Annotated in this window: 11 protein-coding genes; 3 read left to right on the plus strand and 8 right to left on the minus strand. The window is 60.5% G+C overall.

Annotation, left to right across the window (positions count from 1 at the left end; all coding sequences use genetic code 11):
* Positions 1 to 68: 68 nt before the first annotated feature.
* The 6 genes from A9K68_RS24775 to A9K68_RS24800 all read right to left on the minus strand — a co-directional run bounded on the left by A9K68_RS24775 (position 69) and on the right by A9K68_RS24800 (position 6,238).
* Positions 69 to 2,156, minus strand: coding sequence for a TonB-dependent receptor (locus tag A9K68_RS24775; protein ID WP_065007916.1), 2,088 nt, complete (start codon positions 2,154 to 2,156; stop codon positions 69 to 71).
* Positions 2,157 to 2,323: 167 nt separating this feature from the next.
* Complete coding sequence (locus A9K68_RS24780) at positions 2,324 to 3,082, minus strand: ATP-binding cassette domain-containing protein (RefSeq protein WP_065007917.1); 759 nt, start codon at positions 3,080 to 3,082, stop codon at positions 2,324 to 2,326.
* Positions 3,079 to 4,053 carry an iron chelate uptake ABC transporter family permease subunit gene (locus tag A9K68_RS24785; RefSeq protein WP_156768293.1) on the minus strand — a complete coding sequence of 325 codons (975 nt, stop codon included), beginning with the start codon at positions 4,051 to 4,053 and terminating at the stop codon, positions 3,079 to 3,081. The genes A9K68_RS24780 and A9K68_RS24785 overlap by 4 nt, the downstream gene beginning before the upstream one ends.
* Entirely contained in the window at positions 4,046 to 5,026 is a 981-nt protein-coding gene (locus A9K68_RS24790; protein ID WP_065007918.1) for an iron chelate uptake ABC transporter family permease subunit, read from the minus strand. Before A9K68_RS24790 ends, A9K68_RS24785 begins: the two co-directional genes overlap by 8 nt.
* The gene (locus A9K68_RS24795; RefSeq protein WP_065007953.1) at positions 5,023 to 5,925 is read right to left on the minus strand and encodes a siderophore ABC transporter substrate-binding protein; all 903 of its coding nucleotides are present in this window, start codon (positions 5,923 to 5,925) and stop codon (positions 5,023 to 5,025) included. The genes A9K68_RS24790 and A9K68_RS24795 overlap by 4 nt, the downstream gene beginning before the upstream one ends.
* Before the next feature lie 28 nt (positions 5,926 to 5,953).
* Entirely contained in the window at positions 5,954 to 6,238 is a 285-nt protein-coding gene (locus A9K68_RS24800; RefSeq protein WP_082982334.1) for a DUF2218 domain-containing protein, read from the minus strand.
* Positions 6,239 to 6,397: 159 nt separating this feature from the next.
* Between A9K68_RS24800 and A9K68_RS24805 the strand changes: the two genes are divergently transcribed.
* Entirely contained in the window at positions 6,398 to 8,107 is a 1,710-nt protein-coding gene (locus A9K68_RS24805; protein WP_065007919.1) for an ABC transporter ATP-binding protein, read from the plus strand.
* A gap of 176 nt (positions 8,108 to 8,283) precedes the next feature.
* Here A9K68_RS24805 and A9K68_RS24810 read toward each other — a convergent pair whose 3' ends face one another.
* Positions 8,284 to 8,550 carry a hypothetical protein gene (locus tag A9K68_RS24810; protein ID WP_065007920.1) on the minus strand — a complete coding sequence of 89 codons (267 nt, stop codon included), beginning with the start codon at positions 8,548 to 8,550 and terminating at the stop codon, positions 8,284 to 8,286.
* Positions 8,551 to 9,909: 1,359 nt separating this feature from the next.
* The gene (locus A9K68_RS24815) at positions 9,910 to 11,292 is read right to left on the minus strand and encodes an FAD-binding oxidoreductase (protein WP_065007923.1); all 1,383 of its coding nucleotides are present in this window, start codon (positions 11,290 to 11,292) and stop codon (positions 9,910 to 9,912) included.
* Between the two features lie 455 nt (positions 11,293 to 11,747).
* On the opposite strand from A9K68_RS24815, the gene A9K68_RS24820 reads away from it, so the two are divergent.
* Together A9K68_RS24820 and A9K68_RS24825 are read left to right on the plus strand one after the other, a co-directional pair.
* Positions 11,748 to 15,437 (plus strand): PAS-domain containing protein, encoded by a 3,690-nt coding sequence (locus tag A9K68_RS24820; RefSeq protein ID WP_163603069.1) that lies wholly within the window; start codon positions 11,748 to 11,750, stop codon positions 15,435 to 15,437.
* A gap of 69 nt (positions 15,438 to 15,506) precedes the next feature.
* Positions 15,507 to 16,217, plus strand: coding sequence for a response regulator transcription factor (locus A9K68_RS24825; RefSeq protein ID WP_065007924.1), 711 nt, complete (start codon positions 15,507 to 15,509; stop codon positions 16,215 to 16,217).
* Positions 16,218 to 16,389 lie beyond the last annotated feature (172 nt).

Here is a 16,389-nt window from a genome sequence, read left to right on the forward strand (position 1 = left end):
AGGCACCAACGCAAACATCGTTTCGCAGCCGGCGGGGGCGATTGTCCGCGACCAGCGTTTTTGCAACATCAGAATCGCGCCGTGGCGCTCAGCCGGAACGAGCGGCCGGGATCGTAGTGCGGCACCACGCCAACGAAATCCTGCCCGTAAGCAGCGCGGTCGGTGTAGGTCTCGTCGAAGATATTGAGGGCGTCGGCGCGCAGCGTGAAGTTCGGCTTCGAAGGTGGTGTCCACTCGAGATAGGCGTTCACCACCTCATAGCCCGGCAGTTCCTTCTTTGCGCTTGTCGGATCGGTCGAATGCCGCACCAGGGTCCTGTCGGTCTTCAAGGCGATTTCGAGATCGCCACCGACTTTGAGGCCCCAATCGTCGAATGTGTAGCCGGCGCCGATCATCACGATCTGACCGAGGGGGGTCGTCAGGTAGCGGCCGATCTCCGTATCAGCCGGCTCGCCCTCGACGTCGGCATTGATGTCGGCGTATTTCAGGCTGACGAAGCCGGCATCCCAATCGTAGCGGCCGCCGATTTCCCAGCCCTTGGAAACGAGATCGAGCGTTCGGATCGACGTCACCTCCGGGACAGGCGCGCCGCGTCCAAACACAGGCAGGCGCGCGTCGTTGATGTCGGTGCGAAACACGTTTGCCTCGAAGGTGAAGCCATTGTAGCGCGCCTCTAGACCGGCCGTATAGTTGTTAGAGGTCACCGGATCCGGGCCATCGCCATAGGTCCACAGCGGGTTCTGCAGGTAATTTTCCGCAAGCGGTACGCCGGCCCAAACATGCGAAGTGCCCGCTTTTACCGTCAGGAACTCCGGCATAAGGTCATACTCGCCCGAAATGTTGCCGCTCAGGCCCGCATTGTTCCAATCCGAATCGTCGACGCCGGTGAACCATTGGTGATCGGCGCGCCCGCCGAAGGAAATCCTGGTCCGGTCGAAGGGCTCCAGCCGCGCCTGCGCATAGGCGCCGATATTAGTGGCGCGCTCGTCCGTAAAGAACGGCTCCGTCGGGTTGAGATAATCCAGATCGGCCCTGTCGTTGTAGAAGTCGAAACCCGCAGTGACGCTGCCGATGTCGAGCGCGAACCGGTTCTCCACTTTCCCGTTGAAGCTGCTGGTGGCGCCTTCCGTGGGCGACACAACGTCGAAGAAATATTCAGGTGCTGCGATCTGCGTTTTGCTATAGGCGAGCACGATCTTGGGGTCCCACCAGCCTTCCGGCGACGTATCCGTATAGGTAAAGACCGTGTTCTGGCGGCGCAGGTCGTAGTTCCGCAATTCGGGTTCCCGGCCCGGTCGATTGATATAGACATTGGCGCGATAGGGGCGTAGCGCGTCGTCGCGGACCCGCTCGTGGCTGAGCTCGAATCGATGGCCCTCGACACTCTCGTAAGCGACCTTGGCTAACCCGCTGATTAGATCGGTGCCGGTCCCCGGCATCTCCTCGCCGTTGCCGGCGGTGAAGTTGCCGCCACGGCCGTAATTGATGTAGCCGAGGTACTCGAACCCGTCCTGCTGGCCGAAGGCGCTCACGCCGGTGGTGAATGTCCCGCTGTTGGTGTCCCATATGCCGGTAGCGAAACCGCCGAAGTTGCGGCCGGATTCGAGCAGATCGACGGCGTCCTTGGTCTCGAATCCAAGCGATCCCGCGAGCGCGCCAGGACCGGCGTCGGCCGGCGCGACGCCTGCCTGCACCGACGCGGCCTTCAGCAGCGCCGGGTCGAGCAGGTATGTGCCGTTGTGGTGGAACACCTTGTTGTTCTGTCGTGACCCGTCGACAGTCACGGCTAGATTGTTTTCATCGACACCATTGACGTAGATCTTCTGCGTGCTGGGTATCGCGCCGCCGACGGCGATCTGCGGTTCACCGGAGAACACCTCCCTCAAATCCTGCGGTTTCTTGCGGTCGATCTCCTGCTGGTCGATAGTGATCAGGTCGGCGCCGGCCGTCGCGTTAGCGCCCGCCCCCACGTCTACGACAAGAATGGTGTCGAGTTGCGTGCCCCCAGCAGGAGCCTGGCTGTCTTCATTTTCTTCGTTGGTGCTCGTCCTGGCTTCCGTTTCTGGGACGGGGGCAGACTGCGCCAGCGCGTCGGGACACAAGAAAATGGACATCGCGGTGCTGACGGTCAGCGCTCGCCACAGATCGGATGACATCGGTTAAATCCCCTCGATTACGGCAGCCCGGCTGGCGCGAACTGCGCCTGTTGGACTGCCTTAACCCATCGGTTGCGCTGTCGCAATAAACTTGATAACAAAAATCCAGTTTATGCAAACCATTGTAACTGTTGCGCTCTTCGAGCGCCGCAGGCGCGGAAGCATTCTCAGGCGTGGTGCAGGACGGTCAGCCGACCGGCGATGTATTCGACCCGCATCGAGAAGCCAAAAATGCTCTCCAATATGTCCGGCCTGATGACGTCGCCGGTCTCGCCCGATGCGACAACTGCGCCGTCCTTCATCGCGACGATACGGTCGGCGTACGAGGCTGCATGATTGATGTCGTGGAGCACGATGAGCACCGTCTTGCCGTGCTCGTTGGCGATGCGTCTGAGCGTCCGCATGAGGTTTCTTGCGTGAAACATATCGAGGTTGTTCAGCGGCTCGTCGAGAAGGATGTAGTCCGTCCCCTGGCAGAAGGTCATGGCAACGAGAGCGCGCTGCCGTTGCCCGCCTGACAAGGTATCGATGAAGCGCAGCGCTAGGTCGCTGAGATCGAACTGTTCGAGGGACGCCGCGATCATCTCGCGGTCTTTCGCCGTCAGCCGCCCGCGGTGATGCGGGAAACGACCGAACCCCACCAGTTCGACGACGCGCAGGCGGCTTGCGACGCCGGGATCCTGTCGCAGGATGGCCATGATCTTGGCCAACTGCCGGCTCGGCGTCGTATCGACGGGCAGCCCGTCGACGGTGATGCGGCCGCTTTGCAGGGGCTGCAGGCGGGCGATCAACGACAACAGGCTGGACTTACCGGCGCCATTCGGTCCGACAAGCGCCGTGACGCCACCCTTCGGTACTGTCAGGCTCACATTATCCAAAATGCGGCTGCCGCCAAGAGCCAGGGAGACGCCTGCAATCTCGATCATCGCCGGCCCGTAGCAAACAGAATGGCGAGGAACACGAGGCCGCCGACAAATTCCACGACGATGCCGAGGCTGCCTTCCCCACGCAGAGCATGTTGGAGGACCGTTTGGCCGCCGACGAGCACGATTATCGCCGTGAACGCGGCTGCGGGCAGAAGGATGGCGTGCCGGTTGGTGCCGACGATGCGCTCAGTGAGCGAAACCACCAGCAGGCCCAAAAACGCCATCGGCCCAACCAGCGCCGTCGACGCCGATACGAGCGCGGCGACAAGAACCAGCAGCCCGGCAGCCAGGCCGCGCCACGCGACGCCGAGCCCGATGGCTGTGTCGGTGCCCAGCGCAAGCACATCGAGAACATGTCGCGCCCGCCAGGCGATGGCGACTCCCGCCACGGTGATCACGCCGGCCAACAGCATGAGATCGGGTTCCACTGTATTGAAGCTGGCGAAGACCGCACCTTGCAGCACGGCGAAATCGTTCGGATCCAGCAGCCGCGCCAGCAACGTCGTCAGCGATCGGAAAAGAACGCCCAGCACGACGCCCGTCAGCAACATCAGCGTCAGGTCGAAACGCCGGCGAAGCATCGGCAGGAACAGCGCCAGCGCGAGGCTCGTCATTACCGTGAAATTGCCGAGGAAGTGCAAGCGGGGATCGATGCCGGCAAAGCCGAAACCGCTCAGCGCAAAAACAAGCGCGGTCTGGCAAAAGACGTAGAGCGCATCCAGCCCCATGATCGATGGCGTGATGATGCGGTTGGCGCAAACGGTCTGAAACACGACCGTCGAAACCGCCACCGCCACGCCGACCAGAACCATCGCCGCCAGCCGCAGGGCACGCAGTTCGATCACGAAGGCGAGATTGCCGCGCAGGCCGATCGTCATGAAGGCGACGCCGACCAGCACTGCGACCGCCGCCATCATCGCGAGGCGGCCCTCGTGCCGCATCGGGCCGCGTTGCATCACGACTTCAGTCATTGCTGTTTCGGCCAAGCAGCAGGACGAGGAAAAGCACAGCCCCGACGACGCCGAGGATCGTGCCGACCGGAACCTCGTAAGGGAAACGGATGAGCCTGCCAATGATATCGCAAGCAAGCACCAACGCCGCACCACTGCCGGCGACCCACGGCAAGGTATGGCGCAGGTTTTCGCCAGCGAAGCGCGATACGATGTTAGGCGCGACAAGGCCGACGAACGGGATCGTTCCGACAACAACCACGGTCAGAGCGGTGATGGCCGAGACGATAATCAGGCCGAGCCGAAGCATGCCGGCATAGTTCAGGCCGAGCCCTATGCTGACGTCCCTGCCCAACGAAAGCATCGTCAGCCGGTCGGCTGTCCACCAAGCCAATACGACCAATGCGCCCGCAACCCACAACAGTTCATAGCGCCCGCGCAGGATGCCGGAAAACTCGCCCGTCATCCACACTTCGAGAAACTGCAGAAGATCGAGGTGCCATGCCGTAAAGATCGCGGTAGCGCCAATGATGCCGCCATAGACCAATCCGAACAGCGGAACGAGAAAAGGTTGTGTAGGCGGCAGCCTATGGGCGAGTATGAGAAAAACGGATGTCCCGGCGAGAGCGGTGACGGCAGCGCCGGCTGCTTTCCAGCCAAGCGATGCATCTGGCCACACCAGCGTAGCGACCAGTATGCCGAGCGCCGCCGATTGCGCGGTTCCCGCCGTCGACGGCTCGACGAAACGGTTGCGGGCAAGCGTCTGCATCACAAGCCCTGCGATGGCCAAGGCGCTGCCGGTCAGAAGTGCCGCTAGTGTCCGCGGCAGGCGGCTGATCATGATCAGCCGCAACGCTTCCGGATCTGAAGCCAGACTGTCTATGGCGAGATCGCCGACACCGACGAACAAACTGGCCACAAAGAGCGCCAGCAGGGTTGCGGCGCCGATTGCCTGATAAGCGAAGCCTTGAGTGCCAAGCGATCCAGCGGTCATTTGGTCTGCGAGAAAGCGTCTCGAATGGCCTCAAGCACGCGCATCGTCGACTGGACGCCGCCTGCAGCGATGTAGAAATCGGCTGCCGGCATGTAGACCACCTGCCCTTTCTTCCAGGCCGTGGTTTCGGCCGCCAGTTCATTGTCGAGCGTTGCCCTGGCATTCTGCTCGCCCGAACCGATCGCCGCGGCGCGATCGAGCACGATAAGCCAGTCCGGATTGGCATCGCGGAGGAACTCGAAGGAGATCGCTTCGCCGTGGGTGGCGGCCTCAACATCCTCGACGGTCGGCGTGAGTTGGAGCGCCGAATGTAGCCAACCGAAGCGGGACGTCTTGCCGTAGGCAGTCACTTTCGGGCCGCTGGTCATCAGGATGAGAGCCGTACCCTTGCCCTTGACGGCGGCTCGTGTCGACGAAAGCGCGTCATCGAGTTCCGCAGCAAGCGCCGCCGCCTCGGCCGGCTTGCCGACGAGAGCGCCGTAAGCCATCAGGCGCTGCTTTGCCTGCGCGAAAAGGTCATCGCCCTCCATTGTCATATCGATGCTCTGCGCAATCCGGCTCGTCGCCGCCAGTTGCGGCGAGGAGCGCCCGCCGACAATGATAAGGTCCGGCGCCAGCGCGCTCAGGGCCTCCAGATCGGGCTCGAAGAGGGTCCCGACGATTTCCGCACCGTCCTTCAATCCTGCGAGTTCGGGCACATAGAGTTTATCGGGCAGACCGGCAATCTTCACGCCTAGGCTGTTCAGCGTATCGACTGCCGCGATATCGAACACCGCGAGCGTTTGCGGCGTCTTATCGACCGTCACCGGGCCTTTCGCGGTTTCGATCTCGGTCGCGAACGCCTGAACGAGGAAAAGCGCCAGTGCCGGCAACGCCAGGACCGACTTGAGCCGTTTCATGAGCATGCTCCGTGTCGAAAACGACGCCTCAATCGCGCCAGGCCAGCGGCTGGAGATTTTCGCGGAAGGCGAACCGGGCGAGATGCGATTCGATGACCTGCTTGGTCTCGTTTAATGCGCCGGTGTCCGCCGCTTCCACCATTATGGCCAGCTCTTCGAGACCGGCATTCATGGTAGCTGTGCCACAGGAAAACCGGCACTGCCCATGCCCTTCGCCATGAGCGACCTCCACCTTGTGCGCGAAAAATTTGCATAGCTGCTGGATATATTTGCCCGCATTCGGTGTTTCGCAGCGCGTGGTTGCAGTCAGCATGGAGTCCTCATAATATGATGTTTACACTCCACTTATCGTAAGCTATCCCTCCAGACAAGGTCGGCCTCATGAGCAGTCGCCCGCAAGATTGCCTGTAGCGACAGCCCCATATTGCCATGCTCCTGGCAGTCCAGACCTTCGAACAGAAAAAGCGTTCCAATGCTGCTTAGATTTTTCTCCTACTACCGCCCCTGGAAGGGTCTGTTCATCCTGGATTTCTGCTGTGCGGTTCTGTCTGGCATGCTGGAGCTCGGGTTTCCGATGGCGGTCAAGCTGTTCGTCGACGAACTGCTGCCGACTCAGCAGTGGCTGTTGATACTTGCTGCGTCGGCCGGCCTGCTTGCCATCTATGTGTTGAACACCGGGCTGATGGCGGTCGTGGTTTACTGGGGTCATATGCTCGGTATCAATATCGAGACCGAGATGCGCCGGAAGAGCTTCGATCACCTGCAGAAGCTCTCGTTCCGCTTCTATGACAACCACAAGACCGGTCACCTCATCGCCCGCGTCACCAAGGACTTGGAGGAGATCGGCGAGGTTGCCCATCATGGCCCGGAAGACCTGTTCATCGCGATCATGACTTTCCTCGGCGCTTTCGCGCTGATGTTTCTGGTCAATCCGCAGCTTGCACTGATTACGGCGGCAATTGTGCCGCTCGTCGCCTGGGTGACAAGCCGCTATGGCGCGCGCATGACGCGCAACTGGCAGGCGCTTTACGGGCGGGTCGGCGATTTCAACGTTCGCATCGAGGAGAATGTCGGCGGCATGCGCGTGGTGCAGGCTTTCGCCAATGAAGATCACGAGCGCAATCTGTTCGCGCGTGACAACGCCAGCTACCGCAAGACCAAGCTCGATGCCTATCGCATCATGGCCGCCAGCACGTCGCTGAGCTACATGAGCATGCGGTTGATCCAACTGGTGGTAATGATTGCCGGAAGCTACCTCGTGCTGCGTGGCGAACTTTCCAGTGGCGGCTTCGTTGGCTTCCTGCTGCTGGTCAATGTGTTCTTCCGGCCGATCGACAAGATCAATTCGGTGATCGAAACCTATCCGAAAGGCATCGCCGGATTCCGCCGTTATGCGGCTCTCCTCGACACTGAGCCGGACATCGCGGATCGGCCTGGTGCTGTTGACGCACCGACGCTCCAAGGCAACATCAGCTACCGGGATGTCACCTTCGGCTATAGCGGCGAACGGGCGGTCTTGAAGGACATCAATCTCGACATAGCAGCCGGACAAACCATCGCCTTCGTCGGACCGTCCGGCGCCGGCAAGACGACGCTATGCTCGCTGTTGCCGCGTTTTTACGACGTCGACAGCGGCGCCATCACGATCGACGGTTTGGATATCCGCGACATGAGGCTGGCCTCATTACGCGGCCAGATCGGTATCGTGCAGCAGGACGTGTTCCTGTTTGGCGGAACGATCCGCGAGAACATCGCCTATGGCCGGCTGGACGCGGTCGATAGCGAGATCGTCGAGGCCGCGTGCCGCGCGCGCCTCCACGAACTCATCGCTTCACTGCCGGAAGGCCTCGATACGATCATTGGCGAGCGTGGCGTAAAACTTTCGGGCGGTCAGAAACAGCGCCTAGCAATCGCGCGCATGTTCCTGAAGAACCCGGCAATCCTCATCCTGGACGAGGCGACGTCGGCACTCGACACGCAGACCGAGCGGGAGATCCAGCAGTCGCTGGCAGAGCTTGCGGAAGGCCGAACGACACTGGTGATCGCACACCGGCTGGCGACGATCCGCAATGCCGATCGCATCGTGGTGGTCGCCGATACCGGCATTGTCGAACAAGGTCCGCATGATGAGCTGGTGGCGCTTGGCGGTGCTTACTCACGGCTGGGCGAGGCTACGGACTGACGACGCAGCTCTCAAAGCTGAAGCCGAGGGGAGCGTGCACAGGCCCCCAAGCCCGCTCCAGCCCACGGTTCGAGATCGGCAAAGATCTTTCTCCGGTGGCTGTGAGGTGATTCCAAGCGGCGGGCGCGCCCGCCGCTTGGAGGTCTAATCTCGACCGTGCCGGCCGAACGCTGGTATCAGCGGCCCCAGATCCCCTGGCCATAACCGAGCCCGGGAATATCGAAGATCGAATTCCCTGCCGAGGTCGGTGCGCTGTCGGTCGTGCTTACACTCGCTGTGCCGCTCGGGTCGGCCGCGTAGCCGTTGTCGGACACCATCGAATGGTGACCGGTGTTCGAAAAGCCGGAGCCATGGCTGTAGTCGGAGCCATAGTGGTCGCTGCCGGCAAGAGCCATGCCGGAGGCAAACAGGAAAGTGGCAGTGGCAAGAACGATCTTAAGCATTTCAATTCTCCATCTTTGAGGGTTAGCATTTGGCCTCAACGCGCCGTGCCCCGCACCATCAATGAGCCGTCTTTCATGCCCTTTGGGCAAACCGACCAACCGCTATCCTTCTGGATTTGCGGCAGCAGGTTGTTCAGCGCACGGTTTGTCTTGTTACGTTCGTGCGCTGTTCGGAGGGCTGCTTGATAGCAGCCGAGATCATCACCATTCGGCGGCGTCAACGCGGCCTATATGAATGGCGGCTGTTCCCGATCAGCCGTCGCGTGGTGGGGTTGACGCCTGCCTCTTGTCGATCATGGCGTTGTACGAGCCGGCGAGCCCCTTCATGGGCCGCATGGTTTTGGTCAATAAGGCTCGCGCGGAGCCGGTCGGGGAAATCGTGCGAAGTAACTGGCTTATGCATTTTGAACCTCAGGTTTCGGAGCAAGACGCGTCGACACCTCGACAAGACTAGACTCGTCCAGGGCGCTGGATATTTGTGTCTTGCCCGTCGAATCTGCCGCATCTGCGGTTCTTATTGTCATACATCGCTTTCGTTTCAGGCGTTTTTCTGTAGTGCGGTAGGAGTGTTTCGTTTGTTTCAGGGGCGCGCGACGGGGCGGGCCGCATTTTGTGGATGGTTGTGGTCCGAGTCGTTTGCTCCGGATCCAGAAAGGATCAAGTCGACAAGGTTGCGAACACTCTGGCGCGTAGCCGAGCGGCCCGGAACGAATGGAATGCCGCCCGCAATCTCGCGGAGTGTCCTTTCCGCGCCGTCCGATCGACACGTCCTGGCTCGGCGCTGCGCGGCCAGTGGTGATCCATATGGTCACCGATCCTGAACGAGAACAGCACGAGCGAAGGCAGGACCTGGATCGTAGGTTCAGACTGAATCCGGCGGAGGCTGACGTCGTCCTGGAAAATCTCAATCGCAACGGGCGCGACGCCGCTGCCCGGCTCGGCATCGCGGCCACACGGTCAGAGCGCATCTAAGGCATGTCTTCGAGAAGGCCGGCGTGCGCAGGCAGGCCGAACTCGTCCGGCTGCTGGAGGCGAGCGCGAGCTGACGAGCACTGATGGCGGTGATTTTTTAACTAACGCCAAAACTGTTCCTGCCAGGCCAACACGGCCTGCGTAGGTCATGCCTGCGTCCTTTCACGACCTTCTCCTGGGGAAAAGGAAGGTCTGGGCAGGTCAATATCCCGTCCATCAGAACACATGCTGAATAACGGCTTTCCGGGAGCCGACCTTCAGCCGTCGCATATCGTTCTCGTCGGAGATTCGACGAGAATCTTCCTCGATGGGCGCGACACCGGCTTCCGCATGCCACAGGCCTGTCCGCCTCGGCGCGACCCAAGGACGGACAGGCTCAGCCTCCGCTTACGGCCGGATGTTGTGGTTGACGCGGAAGAGGTTCGCCGGATCGTATTTGCGCTTGACCGCGACGAGCCGCTCATAGTTGGCGCCGTAGGCGGCGCGTACGCGCGCTTCGCCTTCATCATCCATCATGAAGTTGATATAGGCGCCACCATGCGGGTTGTGCTTGTGCACCGCGGCCCAATACTCGCTTGCCCAGCGCCTCAGCTCCGGCGCCTTCGTCGGGTCGGGGTCGATGCCGGCGATAACCATGGACCAACGCGCTCGCCGCGCTCCCCAGGCGGTGGCGTCCGGAGCCACTTCCTGAACCGCTCCGTCGATCGGGTAGAGATGCATCAGCGACAGCTCGCTCGGGGTTTTCGAGCCGTGCTCGGCATGGGCAGCGATGGCCGCATCGGACAGCTCGTCGACATAATCGCCCTTCCAGTACCACTGCAAGCCCTTCGGCAGCAGCGGATCAAACAGCGCCTGCAGATCGACGAAGGGCATCTGCATCATACCGTCCATTAGAGGCTTGGGAAGCGCGTCGCGCACGGGCTGCATCGCTCGGATGCCGTCCTCCTCCGCGCCGTTGTAGCAACTGATTAGCGCGCAGATGCGCCTTCCCCAGATCTCGCGCGGGAAAGGGTCGCAGGAGGGCACCGTCTTGATGCCGAAGAACATCCCGAGCTCTCGCGGCGCTCCGGGCAGGAAGTCCCGGTACCAACGCATGATCTCTACGGCATGTGCGATGTCGAAGAAGATCGGCCCGGCATAGACATCCTTCGCCGGATGCGCCTGAAATGTGAAGCGCGTCACGACGCCGAAGTTGCCGCCGCCGCCGCGCAGCGCCCAGAACAGCTCCGGGTGTTCGTCCTCACTTGCCGTCACGACGCTGCCGTCGGCCAGCACGACCTCGGCCGCAAGCAGATTGTCAATGGTGAGGCCGTGTTTGCGCGTTAGATGGCCGGTGCCGCCGCCCAGCGTCAGTCCGGCGATGCCTGTGGTCGAAACGAGGCCCGCCGGCACCGCCAGCCCATGAGCGCTGGTGGCACGGTCGACATCGCCTTGGGTGCAGCCGGCCTCGACGCGGACCGTGCGAGTCCTGGGATCGATATCGACCCGTTTCATCGGCGACATGTCGATGACCATTCCGCCGTCGCAACTGCCGAAGCCTGGACCGTTGTGGCCGCCGCCGCGAATGGCAAGAACCAAATGCTTCTCTCGGGCATGATTGACTGCCGCGACGACGTCGGCGACTTCGGCGCAGGGGACGATCCAGCGCGGCCGCTTGTCGATCATAGCGTTGTAGAGCCCGCGAGCCTCTTCATAGGCCGGATGGTTTTGGTCAATAAGGCTCGCGAGGAGCCTGTCGGGGAAATCGTATGAAGTAACTGGCTTATCCATATTGAACCCTCAGGTTTCAGAGCAAGACGCGTCGACGCTCGCCAGGAATAGATTGTTCATCCTGGCGCCGGACATTTGCGCTTTGCCGGTTGAATTTGCCGCATCTGCGGCTCTTCTTGTCGTACACCGCCTTCGTTTCAGACGTTTTTCTGTGGTGCGGTGGGAGTGTTTCGTTTGTTTCAGCGCGCGCCCCGCGGGATGACAGGCGGCACTTTGTGACTGGTTATGGTCCGAGTCGTTTGCTCGAGCCGTGGTATGGGCCGTGCAACCTAGGCCATTCGTGTTTCCGCCGTTTTTCCGGAGGATTGGGTAGAGTTTCGTTTTCACGTCAGCGCTGGCGAAGATTCCCACGCGCCGAAACAGTTGAAACAAATCACGCATCGTCTGAATGTATGCTGAAACAAAGAGGGCCTAGTATCCGTCCTCGCGAGATCACGCGAACAAAGGGAACGACCATGCGGCCTGATAATCCGGTGCCATCCACACACACAGGCTATGCCCTTTTTGACGCCAACAATGTCCTCGTTGGTAGCAATCCGCAGATATTTGGAAGCCAGCAGCTCGATCGCGGCGAGATGCAGCCGATGGATGCCATTGCCGCAGTCGCCGAAGCCCTCTCACATCTGAAAAGTTTCGACGGCCGCCCCATCCAGCCGGGAAACGCGTTCGCTGAAAGCGCCGCTGCGCGATGGACGCAAATCGACAACCCTCCAGTTGAAGCTGAGACATTGGATGGCCGGTGGAAGTTGCTCACCGCACATCCTCGGCCGAATGGTGGCATGGCCCTGGTAAGCGTCGACATTACCGACATGAAGCGAGCGCAGATCGCGCACCGGGAAAACGCGGAGATATTCCGCTGCATCACGGACAGTCACCCGCTGCCCGTTTGGGTGGTGGACGCGGGAAGCGGGAAAATCGTCTACGAAAGCCTCGATGCGTCAAACCTGCTTGGCCGAAAATGGACCCCGAACGAGCCGCAATTCCTGACGGATCATTTCGTGAATACTGGCGAATTCGATGAAATCAGTTCTCTCGCCAGCAACAGCGAGATCGTGCGGGATCACGAAATCCAGCTTAGAAACACAAGCGGATCGACCGTCTGGTGCTCGACCAACTGCCGTCGCGGCGTTTATGACGGGCGCCCCTCGCTCATCATCGGCGTATTGGACATCACGGAACGTAAGCAGCGCGAGGATCTGTTCGGTTTCCTGATCAAGCATCATCCGTTGCCGGTATGGATGACCGACGCAAGTTCGGGGGAACTCATTTACCAGAGCAATGCTGCCGAACGGCTGCTTGGATGGAGCAAGAAGGCGCAACGCGAGACGGTGCGGCTCGGCGACTACTTTGTCGACCCCGAGAAACACCGGGAAATCAATCGGGAGCTCATGCAAAAGGGCGTCGTCGAAAATTGCGAGGTGCTTCTTAAACGACCCGACGGCCAAGAGTTCTGGGCCACGGGCAATCTCAGGATCGTCGAGTTCCAAGGCCGGCGAGTGGTTCTCGCCGGCATCGCCGATGTGACCAAGCAGAAGAAGCGTGACGGCGAAGTCGCTGCGGCGCGGGAGATGCTCGCAGACGCCGTCGAATCACTCTCCGAGGGATTCGCACTGTACGACGAAGATCACCGCCTGGTCATGTGCAACAGCCTTTACCGCGAGCTGAACCACCCGGTGCGGGATCTCGTTGAACCGGGCGTGGAATGGAACGAGCTCCTTCGCGAATCCGCCAAGCGCGGCGTGTACCGCAACGCGGTTGGGCGCGAGGACGAGTGGCTCGACGAGCGGATTCAAGGCCGGATCGAGTTCCACTCCCATTTCGAGGTCCCCCTCTCCGACGGCAAATGGCACTCGGTTTCGATACATCCCACCGATCTTGGCGGCTTCGTCGTAACGCGCGCCGACATCAGCGGGCGCAAAAAGGCCGAGGCTGCCGAGCGCGACGCGACGGCTCTGCTGCAAAAGGTGCTCGATGCCTGCCCTTCGCCGATACACATGACCACGTTCGAGGGAGAAACGCTCTACCGCAATCCTGCTACCAGAGATCTCTACGCCGATCGCCCTCGAATAACCGACCACTATGTCGATCCAGACTATAGCGCAATATTGGAGCGCACCCTGATCGAAAAGGGCAGGATCGATGATTTTCGGGTCCAGCAGTACGACACCGAGAACAAGCCCTTCTGGGCTTCGGTTTCCGCTCGCCTGATCGAGTTCCAGGGAAGGCAGGTGATAGTGTCGAACACGACGAATATCACCGACATGATCACCGCCCAGCAAGAAACGCGTAAGGCAAACGAGCGGCTGATCGACGCGATCGAATCTCTGGCCGAAGGGTTTGCCCTCTACGACAAGAACGATTGCCTGGTGCTGGCCAACAGCAGGTACCGCCAGATGCATGCGATAAGCGCGGATGTGCTCGTTCCCGGAGTGAACTGGTTCGATTTCCTCCGCGTGACCGCAGAGCGCAACCAGTTTCCGGTTCCACGGGACAAGATCGACGACTGGCTTGCCGAGAGGGCAAGGGACCGCCGCGAGTTCCGGCAACAGGAATTCCGTCATACGGACGGCGGTTGGTTTTTCGTCTCGAACTGTCCAACCCGCGAAGGCGGGTTCGTGGTCACCCGTGTCGACATTACAGAGCGCAAGCGGGCCGAGGAGGCCGCTAAGGAAGCGGATGAAATGGTCCGTAAAGTCCTCGAAGCCTGCCCCGTCAACATCCAGATGACCCGCGCGCATGACGGGAAGCTGCTCTACCGCAGTCCCGCCACCGTTGAGCTGCTCGGCAATGTGACCAGCGCCATCGACTACTATGTCGATCCTTCAGAGCGGGTGCGATACGTTGAGCGGCTGCTCGCCACGGGGTTGGTCGACGATTTCGAAACCCAGCTCAAACGCAAGGACGGTAGGATCTGCTGGTGCTCGATTTCGTCTCGACTGATCGATTATCACGGTGAGAAGGTGATCGTTTCCCACGCCTACGATCTCACCGACCGTATCGAAATGCAGCAGGAATTGGAGCGCCAGCGCGAGACGCTGCACCAGAACGAAAAAATGTCGGCGCTCGGCGGATTGCTGGCGGGGGTGGCGCATGAGCTCAATAATCCGCTCTCGGTGGTGCTTGGCCTGTCATCGCTGTTGAAGGAGACCGCAACCGACGCCAAGGTCGTGGAACGCGCCGACAAGATGAGTAAGGCAGCCGAACGCTGCGCCAGGATCGTCAAGACCTTCCTGGCTATGGCCAGACAGCAGCCGACGCGGACCTCAAACGTTGCGATCGATGACATTATTTCCGAAGCGGTGGAAGTGGCGAGCTATTCGATTCGATCGTCGGACATCGGGCTTTCAGTTCATCTTGAACCTGGTCTTCCCCCGATCTGGGCGGATCCCGATCAGCTTGGCCAGGTGCTGATCAATTTGCTTGTCAATGCAGAACAGGCGCTGCACGGCTGGGAAGGGCAACGGACAATCACGGTTTCAACGCAGCTTCATTCCAAGACCGGCAACATAGTCGTCAGCGTTGCCGACACGGGTCCGGGAATTCCCAAAGAGATACTTCCCCGCATTTTCGAGCCGTTCTTCACGACCAAAGAGATTGGGGCAGGGACTGGGATCGGGCTGTCCTTCTGTCATCGGATCGTTCAATCCCATGGAGGAACCATCGAGGTCGAATCTTCAGAGGGGGGTGGCTCGACCTTCATACTTTCGCTGCCTGCTTCGGACCGAATCGAGGAACGAGCCGAAACGGCCGAAGATGAGCTCCCGAATTCAACTGGTATTGCTTGTCTGGTGGTGGACGACGAAGAGGAAGTGGGTGAGCTGGTTGCTGAGGTGCTCAGGCGAGATGGTTTCAAGGTCACCATTGCCAGATCCGGCGAAGAAGCGCTGGTGCAGCTCCAGAACCGCACTTTCGCGCTGATCCTGAGCGATCTGAAAATGCCGAACATGGATGGACGGGGATTGTTCAACCAGATTGCCAAGCTTCATCCGGCCGAGCTCGACAGGTTAGCCTTCCTGACGGGGGACACGATCAGCCCGGACGCGCAGATGTTCCTGCGCGCCGCGAAACGGCCCTATCTTGAGAAACCGATCAAACCTAACGAGCTCCGTTCGTTTGTCTCGAATCTGGTCAACAACAATACTTGACAGATCAGTGGATTTGCACGTCACTTCAGGGGCAGCTTATCCATTAGGCTAGTTGCTCGGTGGTCGATTTTGACGACGCACGCACACGTAGTGGTCTGCGATGACGAACCGGATATCCGCGACACGGTGGCGGAATATCTGGAGCATCATGGCTATGCCGTGACAACGGCCAACGCGGGGCCTGCCCTGCGCGAACTTATTAATAGCCAGCACGTCGATGTGGTCATATTGGATATCCGAATGCCAGGCGAGGACGGCCTCTCCCTGGCGCGATATCTACGAGAGCACTCAGACGTTGCCATTATCATGCTGACCGGATCGGCGGAAATCGTCGACCGCGTTGTCGGATTGGAAATTGGCGCCGACGACTATGTCGCGAAGCCCGTGGACCTGCGCGAGCTGCTGGCACGGGTGAAGGCCGTGCTGCGCAGGACGTCGGCGAGCGAACGAGCTGCGGAGAAAGCGAGTACTCCGGACCCCCACCAGGTCCAGTTCGGCAAGTGCCGCTTCGACCCGGACGAACACAAATTATACAACGCCGAGGGGGTCGAAATAGCGATCACCGCGATGGAGTTCCGGCTTCTGAAAGTATTCAGCGAACATCGCGGACGAGTGCTCAACCGCGATCAACTGCTCGAACTTGCCCATGACCGCGGATGGGATCCCTTCGATCGTAGCATCGACATTCGCGTTTCGCGCCTGCGGAAGAAAATCGAGGTGGATCCCTCCAAGCCGGAGGTGATCAGGACGATCCGCGGCATGGGTTACCTTTACTCCTGAGCGCGCCGCACGCTGGACCAGCGCCTCATCCCTTGCGGTTGAGGTATTGCGACTTTGTGGTCCCAGGCAGAGGACCCCGCTCGAACCACTGAGTTTCCGGAAACCAGCTGCGTTGCCCTGGGCTTCCACTATCACGTGTGGGCGTTGAGAGGCGTGCAGGCCAAGCCGGTCT

It is taken from the genome of Mesorhizobium sp. AA22, assembly GCF_001672375.2.
Classification (GTDB): Bacteria; Pseudomonadota; Alphaproteobacteria; order Rhizobiales; family Rhizobiaceae; genus Mesorhizobium; species Mesorhizobium wenxiniae.

Coding starts and splice junctions, on each gene's coding strand:
- A9K68_RS24815 (WP_065007923.1), bottom strand. CDS start 11,292: ATGGATAAGCCAGTTACTTCATACGATTTCCCCGACAGGCTCCTCGCG.
- A9K68_RS24775 (WP_065007916.1), bottom strand. CDS start 2,156: ATGTCATCCGATCTGTGGCGAGCGCTGACCGTCAGCACCGCGATGTCC.
- A9K68_RS24805 (WP_065007919.1), top strand. CDS start 6,398: ATGCTGCTTAGATTTTTCTCCTACTACCGCCCCTGGAAGGGTCTGTTC.
- A9K68_RS24780 (WP_065007917.1), bottom strand. CDS start 3,082: ATGATCGAGATTGCAGGCGTCTCCCTGGCTCTTGGCGGCAGCCGCATT.
- A9K68_RS24810 (WP_065007920.1), bottom strand. CDS start 8,550: ATGCTTAAGATCGTTCTTGCCACTGCCACTTTCCTGTTTGCCTCCGGC.
- A9K68_RS24785 (WP_156768293.1), bottom strand. CDS start 4,053: ATGACTGAAGTCGTGATGCAACGCGGCCCGATGCGGCACGAGGGCCGC.
- A9K68_RS24795 (WP_065007953.1), bottom strand. CDS start 5,925: ATGAAACGGCTCAAGTCGGTCCTGGCGTTGCCGGCACTGGCGCTTTTC.
- A9K68_RS24790 (WP_065007918.1), bottom strand. CDS start 5,026: ATGACCGCTGGATCGCTTGGCACTCAAGGCTTCGCTTATCAGGCAATC.
- A9K68_RS24820 (WP_163603069.1), top strand. CDS start 11,748: ATGCGGCCTGATAATCCGGTGCCATCCACACACACAGGCTATGCCCTT.
- A9K68_RS24800 (WP_082982334.1), bottom strand. CDS start 6,238: ATGCTGACTGCAACCACGCGCTGCGAAACACCGAATGCGGGCAAATAT.